A 22,681-nucleotide genomic window follows, 5' to 3' on the forward strand; every position below is an offset into this window, starting at 1 on the left:
AAAAGAAAAACCCCCGTCCGTTTATAACGGCGGGGGGATAAAACTATTACTCCAGGCTCTCCGTCGAATCTTCAGAGAGGCCTTCTGTCTCTTCCTCTTTCTCTTCTTTCATCGCTTCAAGACGGGCTACGGTCGACACTTCTTCGCCTTCCTGCAGGCGAATGAGCCGAACGCCCTGCGTATTACGCCCGGTGCGCGACACACTGTCGGCTGCCATACGGATGAGAACGCCGCTGGCTGTCATAATCATGAGGTCCTCTTCCCCCGTGACCGCTTTCGTGGAAACGACTTTTCCATTCCGATCTGTGAGGTTACAGGTAAGGATCCCTTTTCCGCCCCGGTTCGTTATCCGGTATTCGGAAGCAGGCGTCCGTTTCCCGAACCCTTTATCCGTAACGGTAAGAATCTCACGGTCATCTTCGACAAGTTCCATCGATACGACCCGGTCGTCGCTTCGGAGGGAAATACCTTTGACTCCGGCAGCTGTACGGCCCATGGAACGTATCTGTGTCTCAGGGAACCGGATAAGGTACCCGTTTTGGGTGGCGATCATGATGTCTTTTTCTCCGTCCGTCATGCGTACGGAAATGAGTTCATCATTTTCACGCAGGCTGAGAGCGATCAGGCCGCCTTTTCGTATATTGGCGAATTTCGAAAGGCTGGTCCGTTTCGTAACTCCGTGCCTCGTAGTAAAGACGAAGTACCAGTCCTCCTCGAATTTATCCACGGCAATGACGTCGTTGATCCACTCATCATTTTCGATATTGAGAAGGTTGATGATCGGAAGACCTTTCGCCGTTCTGCTGAATTCGGGAATCTCATACCCTTTAAGCTTGTACACTTTTCCTTTATTGGAGAAAAAGAGCACTGTACTGTGGGTGGAGGTCGAAAGCAGATGTTCCACGAAGTCTTCGTCATTCGTACCCATCCCCTGCACGCCACGGCCACCGCGACGCTGAGCCCGGTATGTGTCGGCCGGAAGCCGCTTCACGTACCCTTGATTAGTAAGAGTGACGACAATCGTCTCCTCCGGAATAAGGTCTTCATCTTCAATCATTTCCATACCGCCCATGATAATTTCGGTACGGCGTTCATCACTGAAGCGCTCTTTCAGTTCAAGAAGCTCTTCTCTGATGATTTCGAGTACGCGTTCTTCGTCGGCCAGAATCGCTTTTAATTCCTCGATTTTCTTAACGAGATCATCGTACTCGGAATCGATCTTCTCGCGTTCAAGCCCTGTCAGACGCTGCAGACGCATATCAAGAATAGCCTGGGCCTGCTTCTCGGAAAGCTCGAAGCGGGTCATCAGTTCTTCGCGGGCAACCTCTGTCGTCTGTGACTGTCTTATAAGCGTAATGACTTCATCCAGGTGATCGAGCGCCACTTTAAGACCTTCGAGAATGTGGGCTCTCGCTTCAGCTTTCTTCAGTTCATAAGCCGTCCGTCTGCGGATAACCACTTTCTGGTGTTCCAGATAGTGTTCCAGTGCCTGTTTCAGGTTCAGAACCTGAGGTCTTCCGTCGACAAGCGCCAGCATATTGATGCCGAAGGAAGTCTGGAGAGCTGTCATTTTGTAAAGGTTATTCAGCAGGACATTGGCATTAACGTCTTTCCTTAGTTCAATGACAATCCGCATGCCGTCCCGGTCCGATTCATCACGCAAGTCCGTAATACCGTCTATTTTCTTATCACGGGCAAGCTCGGCAATCTTTTCAACCAGCCGGGCTTTGTTCACCTGATAAGGGAGTTCGGTCACGGTAATGTGATGCTTGCCGTTGGGTTTTTCTTCAATATCGACCTTCGACCGTATTAAAATCGAACCTTTTCCTGTTTCGTAGGCTTTACGTATTCCGCTCAGTCCGAGAATTTGACCCGATGTCGGAAAGTCCGGACCGAAAATATAGTTTTCCATCAGTTCCTGAACAGTTATGTCACGGTCCCGGCTCAGAGCCAGCACACCGTCGATAACTTCTCCGAGATGGTGAGGAGGAACGTTTGTGGCCATACCTACGGCAATACCTGCTCCCCCGTTCACGAGAAAGTTCGGAAAACGGGCGGGCAGCACGGCCGGTTCTTTCTCCGTGCCGTCGTAGTTCTCCTGATAATCAATTGTATCTTTCTGTATATCGCGCAGCATTTCCATGGAAATCTTGGACATGCGCGCTTCCGTGTAACGCATAGCGGCTGCAGAATCCCCGTCGACAGACCCGAAGTTTCCGTGCCCGTCCACGAGCTCGTAACGGAAACTGAAATCCTGAGCCATACGTACCATCGCTTCATAAACGGCGGAATCCCCGTGCGGGTGATACTTACCGATAACATCCCCGACGATACGGGCGGATTTCTTATACGCTTTGTCTGCCGTAATGCCGAGATCATTCATGGCATAAAGAATACGTCTGTGTACCGGTTTCATACCGTCCCGTACGTCCGGGAGGGCACGCGCCACGATGACACTCATTGCATAATCCAAAAATGAGGTCCGCATCTCGTTACTTATATTTATTTCATGCACGCGCGAACTGTCTGGCTGATCCACCATTTTGTAAACCTCCTAGAGAAACGAACTCTTATCTTTCCTTCGTCTTATACGTCCAGATTCTGAACGTAATGAGCATTTTCCTGTATAAAATTCCTTCTCGGTTCGACCGCATCCCCCATCAGCATGCTGAATGTCTCATCCGCTCCGATGGCATCCTCAAGAGTGACCTGGAGCATCGTACGGCCTTCAGGGTTCATCGTCGTCTCCCACAGCTGCTCCGGATTCATCTCACCGAGACCTTTGTAACGCTGGATTACCGGTTTCGGAGTAGCCGGTATTTCGGCAAGCTTCTCCTCCAGTTCCTGGTCGGAGAACGTGTAGTACTCTTTTTTGTTCTGTTTAATCTGATAGAGCGGCGGCTGGGCGATATAGACGTACCCGTGTTCAAGCAGCGGTCTCATGTATCGGTAAAAGAACGTAAGGAGAAGGGTCCGGATGTGTGCACCATCCACGTCTGCGTCCGTCATGATGACGACTTTGTGATAGCGGGCCTTCGATACGTCGAACTCTTCGCCCACTCCGCTTCCGAGTGCCGTAATCATGGTACGCACTTCGTTGTTGGAGAGGATTTTATCAAGACGTGCTTTCTCGACGTTCAGAATTTTACCGCGCAGCGGAAGGATAGCCTGAAAGTGACGGTCCCGTCCCTGTTTGGCCGATCCTCCGGCCGAGTCCCCCTCCACGATATAAAGTTCGGACTCGGAAGGGTCTTTCGAAGCACAGTCGGAAAGTTTCCCGGGAAGATTGGAGATCTCAAGAGCGCTCTTTCTTCTCGTCAGCTCTCTCGCCTTCTTGGCTGCCATTCTTGCCCGTGAAGCCATCAGGCCTTTTTCGACGATGATTTTAGCAACGTTCGGGTTTTCCAGCAGGAATTTACTGAAGTTTTCGGAAAACAGCGCATCCGTAACCGTACGGGCTTCACTGTTTCCAAGCTTCGTCTTCGTCTGACCTTCGAACTGAGGATTGGGATGTTTGATCGAGATGATGACGGTCAGTCCTTCTCTTACATCATCCCCGGTCAGATTCGGGTCGTTTTCCCGGAACATGCTGTTTTTCCGGGCGTAGTCGTTGATGACCCGGGTCAGCCCCGTTTTGAATCCGGATTCGTGCGTTCCGCCTTCATAAGTGTGAATATTGTTGGCGTAGGAATAAATATTACTGGCGAAGCCGTCGTTGTACTGAAGCGCCAGTTCGATGGAAATTCCGTCCTGCTCCGCTTCGGCATAAATCGGTTCATGAAGAACTTCCCGGCTGCTGTTCAAGTGTTCCACGTACGAAATGATACCGCCTTCGTAGTAAAACTCCTTCTTCCCGTTGCCGTGCTCTTCACGCTTGTCTTCCACCGTAATAGTCAGACCGCGGTTCAGAAACGCAAGTTCTCTGAGACGCGTCGTGAGCGTTTCGAAATCATATTCCTGACCTTCTTTGAAGATCTCAGGGTCCGGTTTGAAATGAATCTGTGTTCCGGTCTTATCCGTCGTATCGATTTCTTCGACGTCTTTTTGCGGGACGCCGTGGCGGAAATCCTGATGATACAGTTTACCGTCCCGGTGCACGTGTACTTCGAGATAATCGGAAAGAGCGTTCACTACAGAAGCTCCGACGCCGTGCAGACCGCCCGAGACTTTGTAACCGCCGCCGCCGAACTTACCGCCGGCGTGAAGAACGGTCATGATCACCTCAACGGCCGGACGTCCGGTCTTTTCCTGGATACCGACGGGAATACCGCGCCCGTTATCCATAACCGTAATACTGTTATCTTCTTCGATAACCACCTGGATATGGTCACAGTGGCCGGCCATCGCTTCATCAATACTGTTATCGACTATTTCCCACACCAGGTGATGGAGACCCTTTTCGTTCGTCGAGCCTATATACATACCCGGACGTTTACGTACCGCTTCCAGACCTTCGAGCACCTGAATCTGATTCTCATCATACGCCTGTTCTTTACCTCTTTGAATCTCTTCACTCATAGTTTCACCCACAGTCCTTGTTTCTTTTGATTATTTATCAAGCGCTTCTTCCATCTCTTCCGAATAGTCATCCAGTTTATCCAGGGTGTTCTGCATTTTTCCACGCTTTTTCAGGGTGGCTACAGAAAGGGGACTGAAATAGAGCACCTCTTCCGTAACAACCATCGCTTTCGGCTCATACCCCTCCGTCTCCACCACCTGCTTTTCTTTTCTTCTGTTGAAGACCATCTCTTCCGTAATGGTGGAAGAACTGAGCAGTTCGCAGTCAATGATGGCTACGACCTCTTCGGATTTCACTATGTTGCCTTCACCTATATGAATGAACAATAGGACACCTCATTTCTTTCTTATTCCTTCTTCGATATAAAAAAGTTCCGCTTCCTGCAGTGCTTCGTGTTCGATACCGTCGATACTCGTCGTCGAGACGAACGTCTGGACTTTTCCACGAATCGTATGGAGCAGATGAGACTGCCGGTAGTCATCCAGTTCACTGAGGACATCATCAAGCAGCAGAACCGGGTACTCTCCGGTTTCTTTATTGATCAGTTCTATTTCGGCCAGTTTCAGGGAAAGGGCAGTCGTCCTCTGCTGTCCCTGGGAGCCGTATGTCTGGACGTCTCTGCCGTTCACATAAAAGACGAGATCGTCCCGGTGAGGTCCGGCGAGGGTCGTCCCTCTTTCAATCTCTTTCGTTTCGATCCCGTGGAATTTTGCTATATAACTTTCTTTGATAGCGTCAAGATCCATATCCTCCGACACATCAAGACTCGGTCTGTAGAAAATCTCAAGTTTCTCCAGTTCCCGGCTGATGCCCCGGTGGATCGGAGCTGCCCATTCTCTCAAAAGATTCAGAAACTGGAAGCGCCGCTCCACGATAATCGCTGCATGTTCGATAAGCTGTTCGGTAAGTACGTGCAGCATGGTCGCATCTTCATTGCGACGGCGCTGCAGGTCTTTCAGAAGATGGTTCCGCTGTCTCAGAACTTTCTGATACTGACCCAGGTGATAAATATACCTCGGCTGGATCTGTCCGATTTCCATGTCTATGAAACGGCGGCGCACCTGCGGATTCCCCTTTACGAGGTTCAGGTCTTCAGGTGCGAACATGACGACATTAAGGGCACCGATGTAATCACTGAGCCGCCTCTGCTCGATATGATTCAGTTTCGCTTTCTTCCCTTTTTTGGAGAGGACGATTTCCATCGGAAAACGGCTGTTCCGTTTTATAATCGTACCTTTTATTTTAGCATACTCCGCGTCCCACTGTATGAGTTCTTTATCCCTCGGAGTACGATGTGATTTCGTGAAAGCGAGTAAATAAATCGATTCCATCAAATTCGTCTTCCCCTGAGCATTTTCTCCGATGATGACGTTGATCGTGTCGTCGAACTCGAGAGCAAGTCTGTCGTAATTTCTGTAAGTAGTCAGGGCTATATCTTTAATATGCATCAGATCGCTTCTCCATCTACTGTTCGGAGACGACTTCGTATGCTCCGAACTCCTCAATTTCAACGACGTCACCGATCCGGAGCTTCCGGCCCCGTCTGGATTCGGGTTCACCGTTTACCAGTACTTCAAATTCGGAAAGAAGCATTTTCACCATTCCGCCCGATTCTGCAACGTTCGCCAATTTGAGGAATTGCCCAAGCTGGATCTGTTCGGTCGTTATTTCAATTTTTTCGCTCATCTCCGTCACCTTTATTCTCTAAGTAGTATCTATTTATCTATTTTACTAAAGATAAGGGGTTATGAAAAGGAAAGGGCCTTACTTTATCGGGGAGGTGGGAAAAGTTTCCGGAGCGGTCAAGAAACCCGTCACAACCGGTTACAGTCCCTTTTAGATCAAAACCTGAAAAAAGAGTTATCCACAGTGGATAACTCTTTCTCACGTTACACGTAATTAATACGTACGGACCGGCAGGATGAGCTGAAGTATGGAATCATCGTCAACAGGAGTGATCAGGAACGGCCGCATCGCTCCTGTAAAAGATATTTTTACCTGAGTTGCATCGATCGCCCTCAGGGCATCCATCATGTATTTGGCGCTGAACGATATTTTCAGTTCTTCCCCGTCGATTGTGTCAGCCGTCACTTCTTCCGTTACGTTACCGACTTCCGGAGAATTTCCGTGAATTTCAATCTGGTTGTTTTCTTTCGTAAGCAGACGTACGACGTTGTTTCTGTTTTCTTTAGCCAGCAAAGAAGCACGATCCACGGATTGAAGCAGTTCTTTGGAATCGATAAGTACCGTCGTTTTGCTTTCGTTCGGAATAAGACGGGATGTCTCCGGATAGTTACCTTCGAGAAGACGTGACAGGAAATATAAATGTTTTGTCCGGAAGAGGATCTGGTTATCCGTAATGCTGATCTGTACCGAGTCTCCCGTATCATCGAGAATTTTGTTCAGTTCACTGAGACTCTTCCCGGGGATGACGACGGAAGGAAGGTTCAACGTTTCTTCCGTTTCCAGGCTGATTTTTCTTGAAGCGAGACGGTGGCTGTCGGTTGCTACGAACTGAAGATTCTCTTCTTCCGTACTCACGTGCACTCCTGTCAGAATCGGTCGGGTCTCGGAAGTGGAAACGGCGAATCCGGTCTGTTTGATCAGTCTTTTCAGAAGATCCGTAGGCATATCGAAACTGTTTTCCGTACGCAGTTGCGGAAGAGACGGGTATTCTTCGGCGTCCTGGCCATTCAGGTGAAATTCTGCACTTCCGGAACGGATCGTTACGTTTTTCGTATGATCGCTTTCTATTTCCACGGTATTATCCGGAACTTTACGTACGATATCAGGAAAGTACTTTGCCTGTAGAACGATGCTTCCCGGTTCAATGTTTTCGATATGGACCGTTCCGTCTTCCTCGGCGGGTATGAAAGATTCGATGGAGATGTCGGAGTCACTCCCCGTAAGTTTTACTCCTTCTGTCGTAGCTTCCAGTTTCATTCCTGTAAGAATCGGAATTGCCGTACGGGAAGATATGGCTTTCATTACATCCTGGACACTTTCCATCAGTTGATCACGCTGAATAGCGAATTTCATTCATGAGTCCTCCTAAAGTGAATATATTAATTATTATTATTAAAAAAATAGTAGTAATAGTAATAGGGCGTGTGGATTTGTGGATAACTGTAATTATCTCATGACTCATATAATTATCCACATGTGTATAACCTGTGTGCGAATGTGTACCTGTTATTCACACTATACCCAGGCTCTACGTTTTCAACTGTTCTGTAATCTCATCGAGTTCCCTGTGAAGCTGCTGATCATTACTCAGCATATTCGTAATCTTTTCATGGGCATGAATGACTGTCGTATGATCGCGTCCCCCGAATTCTTCCCCGATTTTAGGAAGGGAGGCATCAGTGAGCTCCCTCGATAAATACATGGCAACCTGGCGGGGGAACGCTACGGATTTCGTCCGTTTTTTCGCAGGAAAATCTTCCATGCGGATGTTGAATTTCTCAGCGACGACTTCCTGGATATCGCCGATTGTAATGACTTTCGGCTTCTTGTTCGGAATAATGTCCTTCAGAGCTTCTGCCGCCAGCGAAGCGTTGATATCCCGATTGATCAGGGAGGAATAGGCCACCACTCTGATCAGTGCTCCTTCGAGTTCACGGATGTTGGTATCGATCTGGTTGGCGATATAAAGCATGACCTCATTCGGGATCTCGAGTCCTTCCGCTTTAGCTTTTTTTCTGAGGATCGCAATTCTCGTCTCAAGATCCGGCGGTGTGATATCCGTAATCAGTCCCCACTCAAAGCGGGAGCGGAGCCTGTCTTCGAGCGTCGGTATCTCTTTCGGGGGACGGTCACTTGAAATGACGATCTGTTTGCTTTCTTCATGAAGAGTATTGAATGTATGGAAGAACTCTTCCTGGGTCTGTTCTTTCCCCGCAAGGAACTGGATGTCGTCTATAAGAAGAACGTCCACGCTCCGGTATTTGTTTCGGAAATTCACGGCTTTGTTATCACGGATCGAGTTGATGAATTCATTCGTGAATTTTTCGGATGTAATATATACGACTTTCGCATTCGGGTTGTGATCCAGTACGTAATGCCCGATCGCGTGCATCAGGTGGGTTTTGCCAAGCCCGACGCCCCCGTAGATGAACAGGGGGTTATAAGCCCTTGCCGGAGCTTCCGCAACGGCCAGAGAGGCTGCGTGAGCGAACCGGTTCCCGCTTCCGATGACGAACGTGTCGAACGTATATTTGGAATTCAGCATGCTCGTCGGAGATTCTTCCCCGTCTTTAAGATCCGGAGGTTTGGAGGAGAGTTTTACGTCTTCGAGAGACTCCTCTTTCGTTTCCGGGATGATGAATTTCGTTTTCAGTTCCGATCCCGTCACTTCGATCAATGTTTCTTTTATTAATTTCTGATACTGGTTCTCGAGCCAGTCCCTCGCGAATTCATTCGGAGCTATGATGGTGAGCGTATCTTCGTCGAGAGAGTGAGCTTTCGTCGCTTTCAGCCAGGTCTCAAAGCTCGGTTTGCTGATTTTCTCTTTCATCTGCTCCAGAGTGGCATTCCATAACTCATGGATATTTTCCAACCCTTTCACCCCTTTCCTGTTCCAATAAAGAAAAGCTTTTTGTTCGTTTTACATAACAAAAAGCTATAATTTTTCGCTTTAACATAAAAAATGTCTTTTAAACTGTTGTGGATGTACGATAGGGTATGAATAAAGGACTCAGTCGTTTTTTACCCATTATCCACACCTTTGTGTATAAGTATGTCTACACCCCTGTGAAAAACTATCCACATATTACCCACAAGCTGTGGATAATATAAAATCGGGCAGGAATTGATTTCACTGTTAAACACAAATATAATATCAAATAAATCGCAGTCTTGCAATGAATCACAGGAACTTATCCACAATTTCTACAGCTTGAGGAAAAAACATATCCACACCACCATATTTTGTGGTTAACCTGTAGATTAGTGCTGTGGATAGAAACGAGAACTGAAAATGTTGTGCACACTGGAGGTGGACAGCTTATTTTTTGGTTGTTGTAGTACAGATGCTGTTGTAAGACACCTCTGAAAAAAGAACTCCCCTTAAATTAGTAATTGACATCATTTTTTAAATATGATTATAATGATTAGGACTGCCTATGACATGAGAAACAACATGTAAATCCCATCAGGAGGTGTGTATATAATGAAACGTACATTTCAACCAAATAATCGTAAGCGCAAAAAAGTACACGGATTCCGTACACGTATGAGCACGAAGAACGGCAGAAAAGTTCTTGCTCGTCGTCGTCGTAAAGGAAGAAAAACGTTATCCGCATAAGACCACTGAAGTAATCAGTGGTTTTTTTTCTAGGTTCTGCCATTCGTGTCGGAGTGATGATCGCCACTTGGTGTTCTCCGGCCTTTGGGACAGAACTTTTTTAATGCAGATAAGAGGTTGTGAGAACTGTGCAGAAAGCATACAGAATCAAAAAAAACAAAGAATTTCAGACGGTCTTCAAAAAAGGGAAATCTTTTGCCAACAGGCAGCTGGTTCTTTATTATTATAAAAAAGATCAGCCTCATTTCCGGATTGGACTATCCGTGAGTAAGCGGATAGGCAATGCTGTAATGAGAAATAAAGTGAAGAGGTACCTGCGTCAGGCTTTTCAGGAGATGGAAGAGGACCTTCATCAGGAATATGACTACGTAGTGATTGCCAGAAAACCGGTGAACACGATGGAGTACCACGAACTGAAGCAAAGTCTTCAGCACGTCTGCAGGCGTTCCGGTGTTTTGAAAAAGAAATTGAAATAAAATGTTCATGGAATGATTCCTTAATAAGTGCTAGTATGAAAAAGGAAATATGAAGTTTCAGTAAGGAGGAAGGAACGTTGCGTAAAAAGCTGAGCATATTGCTCGCAATGGCGGGAGTACTGCTATTCCTTTCCGGGTGTACGCAGATTAATCAGGATGTTTCTGCGGATAGTACCGGATTCTGGAATGAATTCGTAGTCTGGCCGTTATCACAGACGTTGTTGTTTTTCGCTGATTTCTTAAGCGGAAGTTATGGATTGGCAATCATTACGGTGACGATCATCATTCGTCTGGTCTTGTTGCCGTTGAACGTTAAACAGTTGAAAAGTTCGAAATCGATGCAGGATATTCAGCCTCAACTGCAGGAATTAAGACAGAAATACAGTTCGAAAGATGCTCAGACGCAGCAGAAGCTGCAGCAGGAAACGATGAATCTTTTCCAGCAGAACGGTGTCAACCCGCTGGCCGGATGTCTGCCTATCATCGTTCAGATGCCGATACTGATCGGTTTCTATCACGCAATTATGAGAACACCCGAAATACAGACACATAACTTCATGTGGCTCGAACTCGGTTCTCCGGATCCGTTTCTCGCTATATTGACAGCTGCCACTACGTTCCTTCAGCAGAAGCTGATGATGGCAGGCATGTCGGGAGCAGCAGGTGCGAACCCTCAGATGCAGATGATGCTTTACATCATGCCGCTGATGATCGGTACATTCGCATTCTTCTTCCCGTCCGCCCTTGCTCTCTACTGGATCGTGGGTAACGTGTTCATGATTTTACAGACGATATTTATACGTAAACCGATGATGAACAAATCGACAGGAGGCGCAAATCAGTGAAGCAAATGACTGCTACAGGCTCATCAGTGAAAGAAGCGGTCGACTCTGCCCTGGCCGAACTTCGGACAACAGAGGACCGGGTTGATGTGGAGATACTGGATGAAGGCAGAAAAGGTTTTCTTGGATTCGGAGCAAAACCGTCCATTGTCAAAGTGACGAAGAAAAAAGATCTGGAAGAAGAAACAGTCGCCTACATTCAGAACGTAGCAGCTCAGATGGGACTTACTGTGAGCGTCGATACGAAAAGAAAGAACCGGGAAATCTATGCCGATATTTCCGGGGAAGACATAGCCAGACTGATCGGAAAACGCGGGCAGACACTGAATGCCCTGCAGTACCTGACTCAGATGGCTGTAAACAATTCGGCTGAACAGCTCATGAGTGTCACCCTCGATGCAGAAGGTTACCGGGAACGTCGTCGCGAGACGCTGAAGCAGCTGGCTGAGCGTAAGGCAGAACAGGCGCTCGTGAGACAGCAGCAGGTGAAACTAGAACCTATGCCTTCCTACGAACGGAAAATCATTCATGCGGCTCTCCAGAGAAACAGACGGGTAGAGACGGATTCGGCCGGAAAAGATCCGAACCGCTCCGTCGTTATCCGCCCTGTGCAATAGAATAGCTGCAACCCTTTTCCCGCCAGGCTTCCCTGGCGGGTTTTTGTATGCGGAAAAAAGGTTTTTTGCCTTCCGGCTTTTTCGTGACTTTCGGAGCCTGGCACTTCGGGTGAAGGTAACGATTACGCAGGAAACGTGACGTCTGTGCATCATTGTACAGCCGGAAGGTAACGATAAAGTGGGAAACGTGACGTTTAAAGACTGGAAAACCCCCTGAAGGTCACGATAATCCGGGTCCTCCTGAAGCCCCGGGAGATTCTTTTAAGCTGTGAAGCAGGAACTTGATATTTATCCCCAAATCATGCTAATCTTAACTGTTAGTTATTAACGATAAACTTATCCACATGTGGATATTTCAATAAAGAAGGAGGTGCGATGTATGGATACCGATACGATTGCGGCTATTTCTACCCCGACAGGAGAAGGAGCGATTGCGATTGTCCGCCTGAGCGGGGATGATGCAGTTTCCAGAGCGAATGAACTGTTCCAGGGGAAAGATTTGACGACTGTCGATTCTCATACGATGCACTATGGAAAATTACTGGACCCGGAAACGGGTGAAATAGCGGAAGAAGTGATGGCGTCGGTCATGCGTGCACCGAAAACCTTCACCCGGGAAGATATCGTTGAGATCAACTGTCACGGCGGGCTCGTGTCCGTGAACCGTGTCCTTGAAATCGTTCTGGCTCAGGGAGCGAGACTTGCCGAGCCCGGAGAATTCACGAAACGTGCTTTTCTGAACGGACGAATCGACTTGTCGCAGGCGGAAGCAGTCATGGACCTTATCCGTGCCAAAACGGACAGAGCGATGAACGTGGCGTTGAAGCAGATGGACGGCCGGTTGTCCGGTCTGATCCAGAATCTGCGACAGAAACTTCTGGAAACACTTGCCCAGGTGGAAGTGAATATCGACTATCCGGAGTATGATGACGTCGAGGAAATGACGAACGACATCATGCAGGAGAAAACGGCGGAAGTCCGTGATGAGATCGAAAATCTTCTGCAGACGGCAAAGCAGGGGAAGATTCTGCGCGAAGGCCTGGCTACGGCTATCATCGGCCGTCCGAACGTCGGGAAGTCATCACTGATGAACACGCTCGTCCATGAAAACAAAGCGATTGTCACCGAAGTTCCGGGGACGACGCGGGACGTGATCGAGGAATATGTAAACGTGAGAGGAGTGCCGCTCAGACTGGTGGATACAGCCGGCATCCGGGAAACCGAGGACATCGTCGAACGGATCGGAGTAGAGCGCTCGCGTCAGGTGCTGACGGAAGCGGATCTCATTCTACTTGTGTTAAACTATGGAGACGAGCTTACGGAAGAAGACGTGAAGCTTTTTGAAGCGGCTCGCGATATGAACATGATTGTATTGCTGAACAAGACGGATCTTGAACAGAATATAGATATAGAACGTGTGAAAGAATTAGCCGGGGACAACCCGGTCATTTCCACTTCCCTCATTCAGGAAGAGGGAATCGATCAGCTTGAGAACGCGATCTCTTCCACATTCTTTGAAGGAGAAATCGACAGCGGAGATATGACGTACGTATCGAACGTACGGCACGTTCAGCTTTTGAAGCAGTCCAAACAGGCGCTGGAAGATGCGCGCGAAGGTATGGAAATGGGAGTGCCGATCGACGTCGTTCAGATCGATGTGACGAGAACGTGGGAACTGCTTGGTGAAATTGTCGGTGACACTGTCGGAGAAAGTCTTATTGATGAATTATTCTCGCAGTTCTGCTTAGGGAAATAAAATTTTAAAGGAGAGATCTCGAATGACTTATGATGCAGGTCATTACGACGTTATTGTTATAGGAGCCGGTCATGCCGGAGTCGAAGCGGCTGCAGCTTCCGCGCGGCGCGGCGCGAAGACGCTCATGCTCAGTCTGAATCTGGATATGATTGCGTTCATGCCATGTAATCCTTCGATCGGCGGTCCCGCCAAAGGAATCGTGGTACGTGAAGTGGATGCTCTCGGGGGTCTGATGGGCCGCGTCATCGATAAGACCCATATACAGATGCGCCTTCTGAACACAAGAAAGGGTCCGGCCGTACGCGCTTTGCGTGCTCAGGCGGATAAACCTCTTTACCTGAAAGAGATGAAACGTCTGCTTGAAAATCAGGAAAACCTCACCCTTCGCCAGGGAATGGTGGAGAAGATTCTTGTAGAGGACGATCAGGTCAAAGGAGTCGTAACGGAAACGAAAGCGGCATACTATGCTCCAAGCGTCATCGTGACAACCGGTACGTTTATGAGAGGACGTGTCATCATCGGTGATCTGTCTTATGAAAGCGGACCGAACAACCAGCGTCCGACCGTCACGCTTTCCGAGCAGCTCGAAGAACTGGGTATCGAAATGGTACGGTTCAAGACCGGAACGCCGATGCGTGTAAACAGCCATACGATCGATTACTCGAAAACGGAGATTCAGCCCGGGGAAACGGAACCGCGCTCGTTCTCCTATGAAACGACCGAATTCATTACCGACCAGATTCCGTGCTGGCTGACGTATACGAATGAAACGACTCACGAAGTCATTAACGAAAACCTCGGTCTGTCCCCGATGTATTCGGGAATGATCAAAGGTACAGGGCCTCGTTACTGCCCATCCATTGAAGATAAAGTTGTGCGCTTCAACGACAAGCCACGTCACCAGATCTTCCTGGAACCGGAAGGCCGGGACACGGAAGAGGTGTACGTCCAGGGGCTGTCCACTTCTCTTCCGGAATACGTGCAGAAGCAGATGATGGAAACAGTACCGGGACTCGAAAACGCAGAAATTATGCGGGCCGGCTATGCGATCGAGTACGATTCTGTCGTGCCGACACAGCTGTGGCCGAGCCTCGAAACGAAACAGATTGACGGGCTGTTTACAGCCGGTCAGATCAACGGGACTTCCGGGTATGAAGAAGCGGCCGGTCAGGGACTGATGGCAGGGATCAACGCTGCTGCCAAAACGCTTAATCTGGAACCGTTGATTCTCGATCGTTCCGAAGGATATATCGGAGTTATGATTGATGATCTGGTCACGAAAGGTACAAGAGAACCGTACCGTCTCCTTACTTCCCGTGCCGAGTTCCGTCTCATGCTTCGTCACGATAACGCGGATCTCCGCCTTACGGAAAAGGGATACGAGCTCGGCCTCATTCCGGAAGAGCGCTATAATCGTTTCACAGAGAAACGCCGCAAGATTGAAGAAGAGAAGAAACGTCTCGAAAATGAAATCGTCAAGGCTACGGAAGACGTGCAGGACATCGTGAAAGAATCGGGTACGACGCCTCTGAAAGAAGCTGTACGGGCGAGTGACCTTCTGCGCCGGCCTGAAATCGACTACAGCTATATCGAACGTCTCACTCCTTCCGACATTGCTCTGACAGCGGATGAAAAAGAACAGGTAGAGATTCAGATCAAATATTCCGGTTATATTAAAAAATCTCTGGAACAGATCGAGAAGATGAGAAATATGGAATCCAAAAAAATACCGGACGACATCGACTACGATGCTATTCAGGGTCTCGCTTCCGAAGCGGCAGACCGTTTGAAAGCCGTACAGCCGCTCTCTGTCGGCCAGGCCTCGAGGGTTTCCGGTGTGAATCCGGCTGATATATCGATTCTGCTTGTCTACATCGAACAGGGAAATGTAGCCCGGGTTTCCGGCTGAGGAAGGACGTAAGATATGGATATTTCTACTTTTCAAAACAAATTGAAAGAACAGGGAATCGAGCTTACGGAGAAACAGCTCGATCAGTTCGAAAAATATTGGGAAATGCTTGTCGAGTGGAATGAAAAAATGAACCTGACCGCTATTACGGAAAAAGGGGAAGTGTATGAGAAACATTTCTATGATTCTCTGACGGCTGCCTTTTACCATGACTTCTCCGGCCCGCTCCGCATCTGTGATGTCGGGGCGGGGGCAGGTTTTCCAAGTCTTCCGCTGAAAATCGTGTTTCCGGAACTGAAGGTTACGATCGTCGATTCCTTGAAAAAGAGAATCGGTTTCCTGAACCATTTAGCTACGGAGCTTGAGTTGAACGATGTGGCTTTCTATCACGACCGCGCCGAGAATTTCGGCAAGAACGGTAAATTCCGGGAAAAGTATGATCTCGTCCTCGGACGTGCTGTCGCCCGGATGTCTGTGCTGAGTGAACTGTGCCTGCCGCTTGTGAAAAAAGGCGGGTTCCTCATCGCCATGAAAGGGCCGAACGCCCAGGAAGAGATGGACACAGCAGAATCCGCCATTTCTATCCTAGGCGGAGAGACGAAGGATGTGCACAGCTTCACGCTTCCGGAAGACGGAGCGGAGAGAAGTATTATACGCATTGAAAAGCGCCGGAAAACCCCTGGTAAATACCCGAGAAAAGCAGGAACTCCGAATAAAGTTCCTCTTTCCTGAAAACAGACGAAAAATCCCCCTTCCTGTTGGAAGAGGGATTTTTTTCGTTATGGTTTCAGAACGACTTTAATGTTGCCGTCTTCTTTTTTATCGAAAATATCGTACCCTTTGGCCGCATCCTCAAGAGGAAGGCTGTGGGTGATGATATCGGTCGGATCCAGTTCATTGTTCTCGACCATGTCATACAGCTTCGGCATCAGGTGGATGACAGGCGCCTGACCCATTGTCAGGGAAACGTTCCGGCTGAAGAAATCACCAAGCGGGAAGGCGTTGGCGTCTGTACCGTATACGCCGGTAAGCTGGACGACTCCGAACTTCCGTACAGCCTGGGAAGCTGTGATAATCGGATGGATCGTTCCGAACTGGTTATCTTCATCGGAACCGAATTTCTCCCCTTTCGGTACCGTTCCGTCCATGCCGACACAGTCGATGACGACGTCAGCTCCGCCTTTGGTGTTTTCATGAAGGAGGGAGCCGATGTCCGGATTATTGGAGAAGTTATAAGTTTCCACGTTATTCGTCTTCTCGGCATGACTGAGGCGATGATCGACCTGATCGACGGCGATTACGCGTGCTGCCCCTTTCATGCGGGCGAACTTCTGAGCCATGAGGCCGATCGGTCCGCTTCCGAGAATGATGACGGTATCTCCTTTTTTCACCCCGCTGTTTTCCACACTCCAGTAAGCTGTCGGCATTACATCGGAGAGGAAGAGGACGCTTTCATCTTCCAGTTCGCTGTTCTCCGGAACTTTAAAGGAAGTGAAATCAGCATACGGAACGCGAAGGTACTCCGCCTGGCCGCCGGGGAAGTTCCCGAACATTTCTGTAAATCCGAAAAGACCGCCCGGTTCGCCGTGCGGGTTGGATTCGTCACACTGGCTTTCCATCTGGTTCTTACAGAAGAAACATTCCCCGCACCCGATGTTGAACGGAATAACGACTCTGTCGCCTTTTTTCAGGTTTTTCACTTCAGGGCCGACTTCTTCTACGATACCCATCGGCTCGTGTCCGACGACGTAGTCCTGTTCGGGCTTAAGTCCGCCTTTATAAAGGTGTAAGTCGGAGCCGCACACGCCGCTCGCTGTTATTTTCACGATCATGTCGCTCGGTTCTTGTATGGAAGGAGCTGCTACATCTTTTACCTGCATGTTTTCTTTATCCTGGAACGTTACTGCTCTCATGTTGGTATCTCACTCCTTTTCTGGTATTGGAGACAATATATCCTTTTACTTCCAGTAATAAACATGTAGGGTGAAGGATTTTCACTATTAAAGTGCCTGGCACGTGGGGCAGTAGTACAATCGGCGGTTGCCGGCTTCCATTTTCTCTATTTTCGTCCGGCATATGTGACACGGCTGAAACGAGCGACGAAATACCCAGTGCCGGTACTGGTTTCTTGTTTTTCCTTCTGCTTTCATCCGTTCTGCAATATCTGGATCGACGGTGATTCCTTTGTAGCGGTAGGATTGTTCCATAAGGGTAATCGTAGCCTCTGTCGCTTTCTCGATCTGCTGTGGCGTGGAGTCTATGGGTCTCAGGGAAGGGTGGATACCTGCGAGAAAAAGGATTTCGCTCCGTAAGTAGTTTCCGATACCGGCTACGAAAGACTGGTCCAGAAGCAGGGTGGTCCATCTCCGTCTGAAGAAACGTTTGCTCGTGTACCGTTCTCTCAGCTGTTCTTTCGTCACAGTCTCGGATAAAATATCCGGTCCGACTTTTCTTATGAAAGGATGATCAGGTACTTCCTCGTCTCTCAGCACTTCGATGTCCGAAGCACTGTATAAAAGAGCGGACTTTTTTTCGTTATGAATCGCCAGTCGGAGCTGCCGGTTCGTCTTCGGGTAGTTGTAGGCATTCCTGATCATCCATTTCCCATACAGCTGGTTGTGGGAATAGATGGTGTACCCATTGTCAAAGCGGGTAAGCATCGCTTTTCCTTTCGTATCTACGCCGGTTACGGTCGCCCCGGTCAAAATATCCTCATATCCCTCCAGTGTTTCAAAAGCGAAAGATATATCAAGGACTTCCCTGTCTTTCAGGGCTTTCTCCACCGCATCAGCGGCTTTCCGTATTTCTGGTCCTTCCGGCATAGCGGATCTCCTCTCAATAAAAAATCTTTAATAAAAAGGACGTAAGCAGTCGGATCAAAGGTTCTTCCTGCTTACGCCCCGGCTTCTCCCGGTTGGTTCCACTTTTAGCTTATCCAGTTCCGCTGACCAGAAACTTGGAACCCAGGCAGTCCGGCCCGGCAAAAAAGAAAGAGCACTTTTTGACTGTCCGTCTGCCTGCGCCTTCGTTTCTGAACGGTCAGCTCCACTTTTAGCTGGACATGTAGAGGCCGCCGTTGATGTGGATGAACTGGCCGGTCATGTATGTCGAGTCGTCGGATGCGAGCAGGACATAGCTGCCTACGTGCTCCACCGGCTGACCCGGACGTCCCATCGGTGTATTCGTACCGAACTGTTCCACTTTATCCTCATCAAACGTGGCAGGGATCAATGGTGTCCATATCGGTCCGGGCGCTACTCCGTTCACACGTATACCTTTATTTACAAGCTGCTGGGCCATGGAACGGGTGAACGCTACGACGGCACCTTTCGAAGAAGTATAGTCCACGAGCTGAGGGTTCCCTGTATACGGGTTGATGGAAGCCGTATTGATAATAGAGCTTCCTCTCTCCAGGTGAGGGATGGCCGCTTTCGTCAGATGGAACATAGAGAAGATATTCGTCCGGAACGTCTGCTCCAGCTGTTCTGCCGAAATGTTCAGCAGGTCGTCCGTCGGATGCTGCTCCGCCGCATTGTTTACGAGTACATCCAGTTTACCGAACTCGCTGAGGGTTTTTTCGACGATATTTTTACAGTGCGTTTCATCACCGACGTCTCCCGGGAGAAGGAGCGCTTTTTGACCTTCCGCTTCGATAAGCTTTGCGGTATCTTCGGCGTCCTGGTGTTCTTCCAGATAAGAGATGGCTACATCGGCACCTTCCCTGGCATAACCGATAGCTACGGAGCGGCCGATGCCGCTGTCGGCTCCTGTAATCAGAGCGACTTTCCCTTTCAGTTTGTTACCGCTCTGGTAATCTTCATCCGCGTGAAGCGGTTTCGGGTCCATTTTTCCTTCCACGCCGGGCTGATGCGATTGTCCCTGCTTCGGCTGTCCTTCTGTCTGTCGATCAAAACGTTCCATGTTAAGATCCTCCTTCTATATAAGTTAATGATTTATAGTGATAGTCAGTAGTTACGCTTTCTAACTTCTATCATTCCACCTGTGAAAAAAATCAAACTCCCCTTCCATAATTTGTCCGTGTGCGATAAGATGAACGATAACTTTTATAAGAGGGGGGAAGGATATGAAACTGGAATCCGCACGACTGACTCTGCGTCCATACCGGGAGACGGATGCAGAACGGGCAGCTGAGCTGGCGAATGATAAGGAGATAGCCCGGAGAACCTTCGTGCCGCATCCATATACGGTGGAGCACGCCGAAACGTGGATCGCCACGCACGAAGAAGCGATAGAAGAAGGCACGGCGTACCCTCTTGCAATAATCGAAAAGGAAAGCGGAGAGCTTACTGGTACGATGACGCTGCGAGTGAACCGGAAACATAAAAACGGCGAGCTCGCCTATTGGGTCGGGCGGCCGTTCTGGGGGAAAGGGTATGCTTCGGAGGCGGCCCGCTGCATTGCAGACTTCGGATTCGATGAGCTTGAGCTTGAACGTATGTGGGGAAGAGCGATGGCGGATAATATCCCTTCCCAGCAGGTGATGAAGAAAGTCGGGCTCCGATATGAAGGCGCGTTACGTCATGAGGTTTTCCATGACGGAGAGTTCAGGGACACCTACATGTACGGAATGATCCGGGCGAACCGCTCCGACAAATAGGGAAAAGCCGGCATGAGTTCAGAACTCGTGCCGGCTTTTTTTCATGTCAGGGATAACCGCTCGATAATGACGTCGGCGACCTGTTCTTCAGTATAACCGTCCGTAAGAAACCGTTCGTGGTGATCGCGATAGACGGATTTCCTTTCTTCGAACAGCTGACGGATCTCTTCTGTCGTTTTATTACGGAGGACAGGGCGGTCTTCCATCAGTTCGTCGATCCTGCTTTTCCATATTTCCCAGGAAATATCGAGAAATACTACGTGGCATTGTTCCATACACACGTCTCTGATTTCTTCCTGCAAAAAAGCGCCCCCTCCGAGAGAAAGAATAGTGCCGGGCTGTTTTGCATAGTAAGAGATAAATTTTTTCTCTTCATCGCGGAACATCTTTTCCCCGTACGCCTTGAACATGTCGCGTATTTTCATATCGTGATACCGTTCGATTTCTTTGTCGACATCGATGAACGTACGGTTCAGTTTCTCACTGAGAAGGGAACCGACCGTCGTTTTACCGACTCCCATAAATCCGATGATGGCAATGCTTTTTTCCATAGTGAAAATCTCCCTGCCTATTGATATTTGCGCAGCTGAGCGATCGTTTTGTCCAGTTCTTCAATCGGTATCTGGCCCGGCGCTGAGGCGTGCTTTCCTACAGCGTACGTAATGACGGAACCGAAATACCACGCAAACATCCGGGTTACGGTACCGAGTCCGCCCATCGCCATCGTAATGACCGGTATGCCGAGGGAACGTTTTGCTCCTTCCGTGACGGTAAGAAGGCGGAGGACATCCTGTTTATTCTCCGGAGTGACGGCCAGTTTCGCGTAATCTGCCCCTTTCTTCTCAGCCTCCCGGAGAATGGCGTGCATCTCTTCGGAGGAGGGGGTGGAGTCGAAATCGTGAAAGGATAAAATAAGCTGCTTGTTGTTCGAAGATGCCGCTTCTTTTACACGTTCAACGTCCTCCTCGGGCTGTCTGAGTTCAAAATCGAGAAGAGAGACGTGTGAGTTGGCAGCTACACGTTCGATCAGCTCCACTTTGTGGGACTGGTCGATATCGGTCTGGTCTCCTCCTTCTTTCTGGTCGCGGATGGTGAACAGAAGCGGGATGTCCTTTTTCACTTCTCCAATCGTTTCAAGAGTCTCGAGAACGTGGTCCGTGTCTGCAAGATTCCGGAAGTGATCGGCTCTCCATTCAAAAAGGTCCGGATTCTTCGGTACTATGGAACGCACTTCTTCCGTCACATCTTCCATCGTTTGTCCTGTGACGGGAGTACAGATATTCACATCGTTCTGTTTCAGCATGTATAAACCCTCCCCGTTGGTAATATGTGTTTCATTTTACTTGAAAGGGTAAGGGAACGACAGGGAAAAGGGGGAAAATTTAAAATTCTGCGGATTGCTGCACACATTTATTCAAGAAAACTTCGTCACAGAGCGGCAGAAATGTGTATAATTGGTACAGAATGAACGAACAGATGGAGTGATTAAAGTATGAATGATAAACAAAGAGTAGGAATCGTATTCGGCGGAAAGTCTGCCGAGCACGAAGTCTCCCTGCAGTCTGCGAAGAACGTCGTGGATGCGATCGACAAAGAGAAGTATGATGTAACGCTGATCGGTATCGATAAGCAGGGGAACTGGCATGTGAATGACGTAAGCAATTATCTGGAAAATGAAGACGACCCTGCCAACATCCGCCTTCACCATTCGGATGAAGCGGTGGCGCTTGTGCCGGGACGGGAAGAGAGCCAGGTTCTTCAAGTGTCAAAATCAGAGGCGCTGGAGCAGCTGGACGTCGTGTTCCCGATTTTACACGGGACACTCGGGGAAGACGGAAGCATTCAGGGGATGCTTAGAATCGCCAATCTCCCGTACGTCGGCCCGGACATCCTCGGCTCGGCCGTATGTATGGACAAAGATGTGGCCAAACGTCTGCTGCGCGAAGGGGGACTTGAGGTCGCGAAATCTCTCACTCTCCGTAAGAGAGCCAGAGGGGAGGTCACTTTCCACAAGGCAGCCCGTACTCTTGGTACGCCGTTCTTCATCAAGCCTGCCAGTCAGGGCTCCTCGGTCGGAGTAAGTAAAGTGAAAACAGAAGAGGAGTTTGAAGAAGCTCTGTCGGAAGCCTTTCTTTACGATAAAAAAGTTTTGATTGAAGAAAATGTGGACGGCAGAGAGCTGGAATGTGCCATCCTCGGCAACGAACAGCCGAAAGCCTCCCAGATCGGAGAAATCCTCCCGGCCGGAGACTTTTATTCCTACGAGTCGAAATATATTGATGAAAGCGGGGCCGGCCTGCAGCTGCCAGCGCAGCTGACGGATAACGAAAAAGAAAGAATCCGTACCGCTGCCGTTCGCGCCTTCGAAATTTTGGAGTGTGAAGGAATGGCCCGTGTCGATTTCTTCCTTACTGGAGAAGGGAAACTTGTCATCAATGAAATAAATACCATTCCCGGATTCACGAAAATAAGTATGTATCCGAAACTTTGGGATATAAGCGGTATCCCTTATCCGAAGCTGATCGATGAGCTTCTGCAGCTCGGAATCCAAAGATACGAACGCGACAATCAGTTAAAAAATACGGTGGAATAACGGAAAGCCCGGGCAGCTTGTGATGGCCCGGGCTTTTCATTATTTA

Annotated in this window: 21 protein-coding genes; 9 read left to right on the top strand and 12 right to left on the bottom strand. The window is 48.9% G+C overall.

All coding sequences use genetic code 11. The annotated features are described in order from the left end of the window. Nucleotides 1-46: 46 nt before the first annotated feature. From gyrA to dnaA, 7 genes are all read right to left on the bottom strand, one after another. Nucleotides 47-2,542 carry a DNA gyrase subunit A gene (gyrA, locus tag BW931_RS11210; protein WP_076572386.1) on the bottom strand — a complete coding sequence of 832 codons (2,496 nt, stop codon included), beginning with the start codon at nucleotides 2,540-2,542 and terminating at the stop codon, nucleotides 47-49. Between the two features lie 44 nt (nucleotides 2,543-2,586). Continuing rightward, the gene (gyrB, locus tag BW931_RS11215; RefSeq protein WP_076572475.1) at nucleotides 2,587-4,518 is read right to left on the bottom strand and encodes a DNA topoisomerase (ATP-hydrolyzing) subunit B; all 1,932 of its coding nucleotides are present in this window, start codon (nucleotides 4,516-4,518) and stop codon (nucleotides 2,587-2,589) included. Nucleotides 4,519-4,548: 30 nt separating this feature from the next. After that, nucleotides 4,549-4,845, bottom strand: a complete 297-nt coding sequence (remB, locus tag BW931_RS11220) for an extracellular matrix regulator RemB (protein WP_076572388.1) — start codon at nucleotides 4,843-4,845, stop codon at nucleotides 4,549-4,551. 9 nt (nucleotides 4,846-4,854) lie between these two features. Beyond that, nucleotides 4,855-5,967, bottom strand: coding sequence for a DNA replication/repair protein RecF (recF, locus tag BW931_RS11225; RefSeq protein ID WP_008590283.1), 1,113 nt, complete (start codon nucleotides 5,965-5,967; stop codon nucleotides 4,855-4,857). Nucleotides 5,968-5,983: 16 nt separating this feature from the next. Further along, on the bottom strand, nucleotides 5,984-6,205 hold the full coding sequence (gene yaaA, locus BW931_RS11230) for a S4 domain-containing protein YaaA (protein ID WP_008590286.1): 222 nt from the start codon (nucleotides 6,203-6,205) through the stop codon (nucleotides 5,984-5,986). A 213-nt stretch (nucleotides 6,206-6,418) separates the two neighbouring features. Next, a complete protein-coding gene (gene dnaN, locus BW931_RS11235; RefSeq protein WP_076572390.1) occupies nucleotides 6,419-7,558 on the bottom strand; it encodes a DNA polymerase III subunit beta in 1,140 nt (379 codons plus the stop codon). 175 nt (nucleotides 7,559-7,733) lie between these two features. Continuing rightward, nucleotides 7,734-9,077, bottom strand: coding sequence for a chromosomal replication initiator protein DnaA (gene dnaA, locus BW931_RS11240; RefSeq protein WP_076572392.1), 1,344 nt, complete (start codon nucleotides 9,075-9,077; stop codon nucleotides 7,734-7,736). Nucleotides 9,078-9,689: 612 nt separating this feature from the next. Between dnaA and rpmH the strand changes: the two genes are divergently transcribed. The 7 genes from rpmH to rsmG all read left to right on the top strand — a co-directional run bounded on the left by rpmH (nucleotide 9,690) and on the right by rsmG (nucleotide 16,156). Beyond that, nucleotides 9,690-9,824, top strand: coding sequence for a 50S ribosomal protein L34 (gene rpmH, locus BW931_RS11245; protein WP_008590292.1), 135 nt, complete (start codon nucleotides 9,690-9,692; stop codon nucleotides 9,822-9,824). 128 nt (nucleotides 9,825-9,952) lie between these two features. Beyond that, nucleotides 9,953-10,300 carry a ribonuclease P protein component gene (gene rnpA / locus BW931_RS11250; RefSeq protein ID WP_076572394.1) on the top strand — a complete coding sequence of 116 codons (348 nt, stop codon included), beginning with the start codon at nucleotides 9,953-9,955 and terminating at the stop codon, nucleotides 10,298-10,300. 77 nt (nucleotides 10,301-10,377) lie between these two features. Next, complete coding sequence (gene yidC / locus BW931_RS11255) at nucleotides 10,378-11,145, top strand: membrane protein insertase YidC (RefSeq protein WP_076572396.1); 768 nt, start codon at nucleotides 10,378-10,380, stop codon at nucleotides 11,143-11,145. Then, on the top strand, nucleotides 11,142-11,759 hold the full coding sequence (jag, locus tag BW931_RS11260; protein ID WP_076572398.1) for an RNA-binding cell elongation regulator Jag/EloR: 618 nt from the start codon (nucleotides 11,142-11,144) through the stop codon (nucleotides 11,757-11,759). The genes yidC and jag overlap by 4 nt, the downstream gene beginning before the upstream one ends. A 379-nt stretch (nucleotides 11,760-12,138) precedes the next feature. Then, complete coding sequence (gene mnmE, locus BW931_RS11265) at nucleotides 12,139-13,515, top strand: tRNA uridine-5-carboxymethylaminomethyl(34) synthesis GTPase MnmE (protein ID WP_008590300.1); 1,377 nt, start codon at nucleotides 12,139-12,141, stop codon at nucleotides 13,513-13,515. A gap of 22 nt (nucleotides 13,516-13,537) precedes the next feature. Beyond that, on the top strand, nucleotides 13,538-15,424 hold the full coding sequence (gene mnmG / locus BW931_RS11270; RefSeq protein ID WP_076572400.1) for a tRNA uridine-5-carboxymethylaminomethyl(34) synthesis enzyme MnmG: 1,887 nt from the start codon (nucleotides 13,538-13,540) through the stop codon (nucleotides 15,422-15,424). Between the two features lie 15 nt (nucleotides 15,425-15,439). Next, nucleotides 15,440-16,156, top strand: coding sequence for a 16S rRNA (guanine(527)-N(7))-methyltransferase RsmG (gene rsmG / locus BW931_RS11275; protein ID WP_008590304.1), 717 nt, complete (start codon nucleotides 15,440-15,442; stop codon nucleotides 16,154-16,156). Nucleotides 16,157-16,203: 47 nt separating this feature from the next. Here the strand turns inward: rsmG and BW931_RS11280 are convergent, their stop codons facing one another. The 3 genes from BW931_RS11280 to BW931_RS11290 all read right to left on the bottom strand — a co-directional run bounded on the left by BW931_RS11280 (nucleotide 16,204) and on the right by BW931_RS11290 (nucleotide 19,345). Then, nucleotides 16,204-17,337 carry a zinc-dependent alcohol dehydrogenase gene (locus BW931_RS11280; RefSeq protein WP_076572402.1) on the bottom strand — a complete coding sequence of 378 codons (1,134 nt, stop codon included), beginning with the start codon at nucleotides 17,335-17,337 and terminating at the stop codon, nucleotides 16,204-16,206. Between the two features lie 87 nt (nucleotides 17,338-17,424). Further along, a complete protein-coding gene (gene nei / locus BW931_RS11285) occupies nucleotides 17,425-18,246 on the bottom strand; it encodes an endonuclease VIII (RefSeq protein WP_076572404.1) in 822 nt (273 codons plus the stop codon). A gap of 229 nt (nucleotides 18,247-18,475) precedes the next feature. Beyond that, nucleotides 18,476-19,345, bottom strand: a complete 870-nt coding sequence (locus BW931_RS11290) for an SDR family oxidoreductase (RefSeq protein ID WP_076572406.1) — start codon at nucleotides 19,343-19,345, stop codon at nucleotides 18,476-18,478. A 163-nt stretch (nucleotides 19,346-19,508) separates the two neighbouring features. Here BW931_RS11290 and BW931_RS11295 point away from each other — a divergent pair, with 163 nt between their 5' ends. Then, on the top strand, nucleotides 19,509-20,042 hold the full coding sequence (locus BW931_RS11295; RefSeq protein ID WP_076572408.1) for a GNAT family N-acetyltransferase: 534 nt from the start codon (nucleotides 19,509-19,511) through the stop codon (nucleotides 20,040-20,042). A gap of 41 nt (nucleotides 20,043-20,083) precedes the next feature. Here the strand turns inward: BW931_RS11295 and BW931_RS11300 are convergent, their stop codons facing one another. Both BW931_RS11300 and aroD read right to left on the bottom strand, forming a co-directional pair. Further along, nucleotides 20,084-20,593, bottom strand: a complete 510-nt coding sequence (locus tag BW931_RS11300; protein WP_076572410.1) for a shikimate kinase — start codon at nucleotides 20,591-20,593, stop codon at nucleotides 20,084-20,086. Nucleotides 20,594-20,610: 17 nt separating this feature from the next. Then, on the bottom strand, nucleotides 20,611-21,345 hold the full coding sequence (gene aroD, locus BW931_RS11305; RefSeq protein WP_076572412.1) for a type I 3-dehydroquinate dehydratase: 735 nt from the start codon (nucleotides 21,343-21,345) through the stop codon (nucleotides 20,611-20,613). Nucleotides 21,346-21,534: 189 nt separating this feature from the next. On the opposite strand from aroD, the gene ddlA reads away from it, so the two are divergent. Next, entirely contained in the window at nucleotides 21,535-22,635 is a 1,101-nt protein-coding gene (ddlA, locus tag BW931_RS11310; protein WP_076572413.1) for a D-alanine--D-alanine ligase, read from the top strand. Nucleotides 22,636-22,681: the final 46 nt, after the last annotated feature.

The sequence above is a fragment of the Salimicrobium salexigens genome (assembly GCF_900156705.1).
Classification (GTDB): domain Bacteria; phylum Bacillota; class Bacilli; order Bacillales; family Halobacillaceae; genus Salimicrobium; species Salimicrobium album.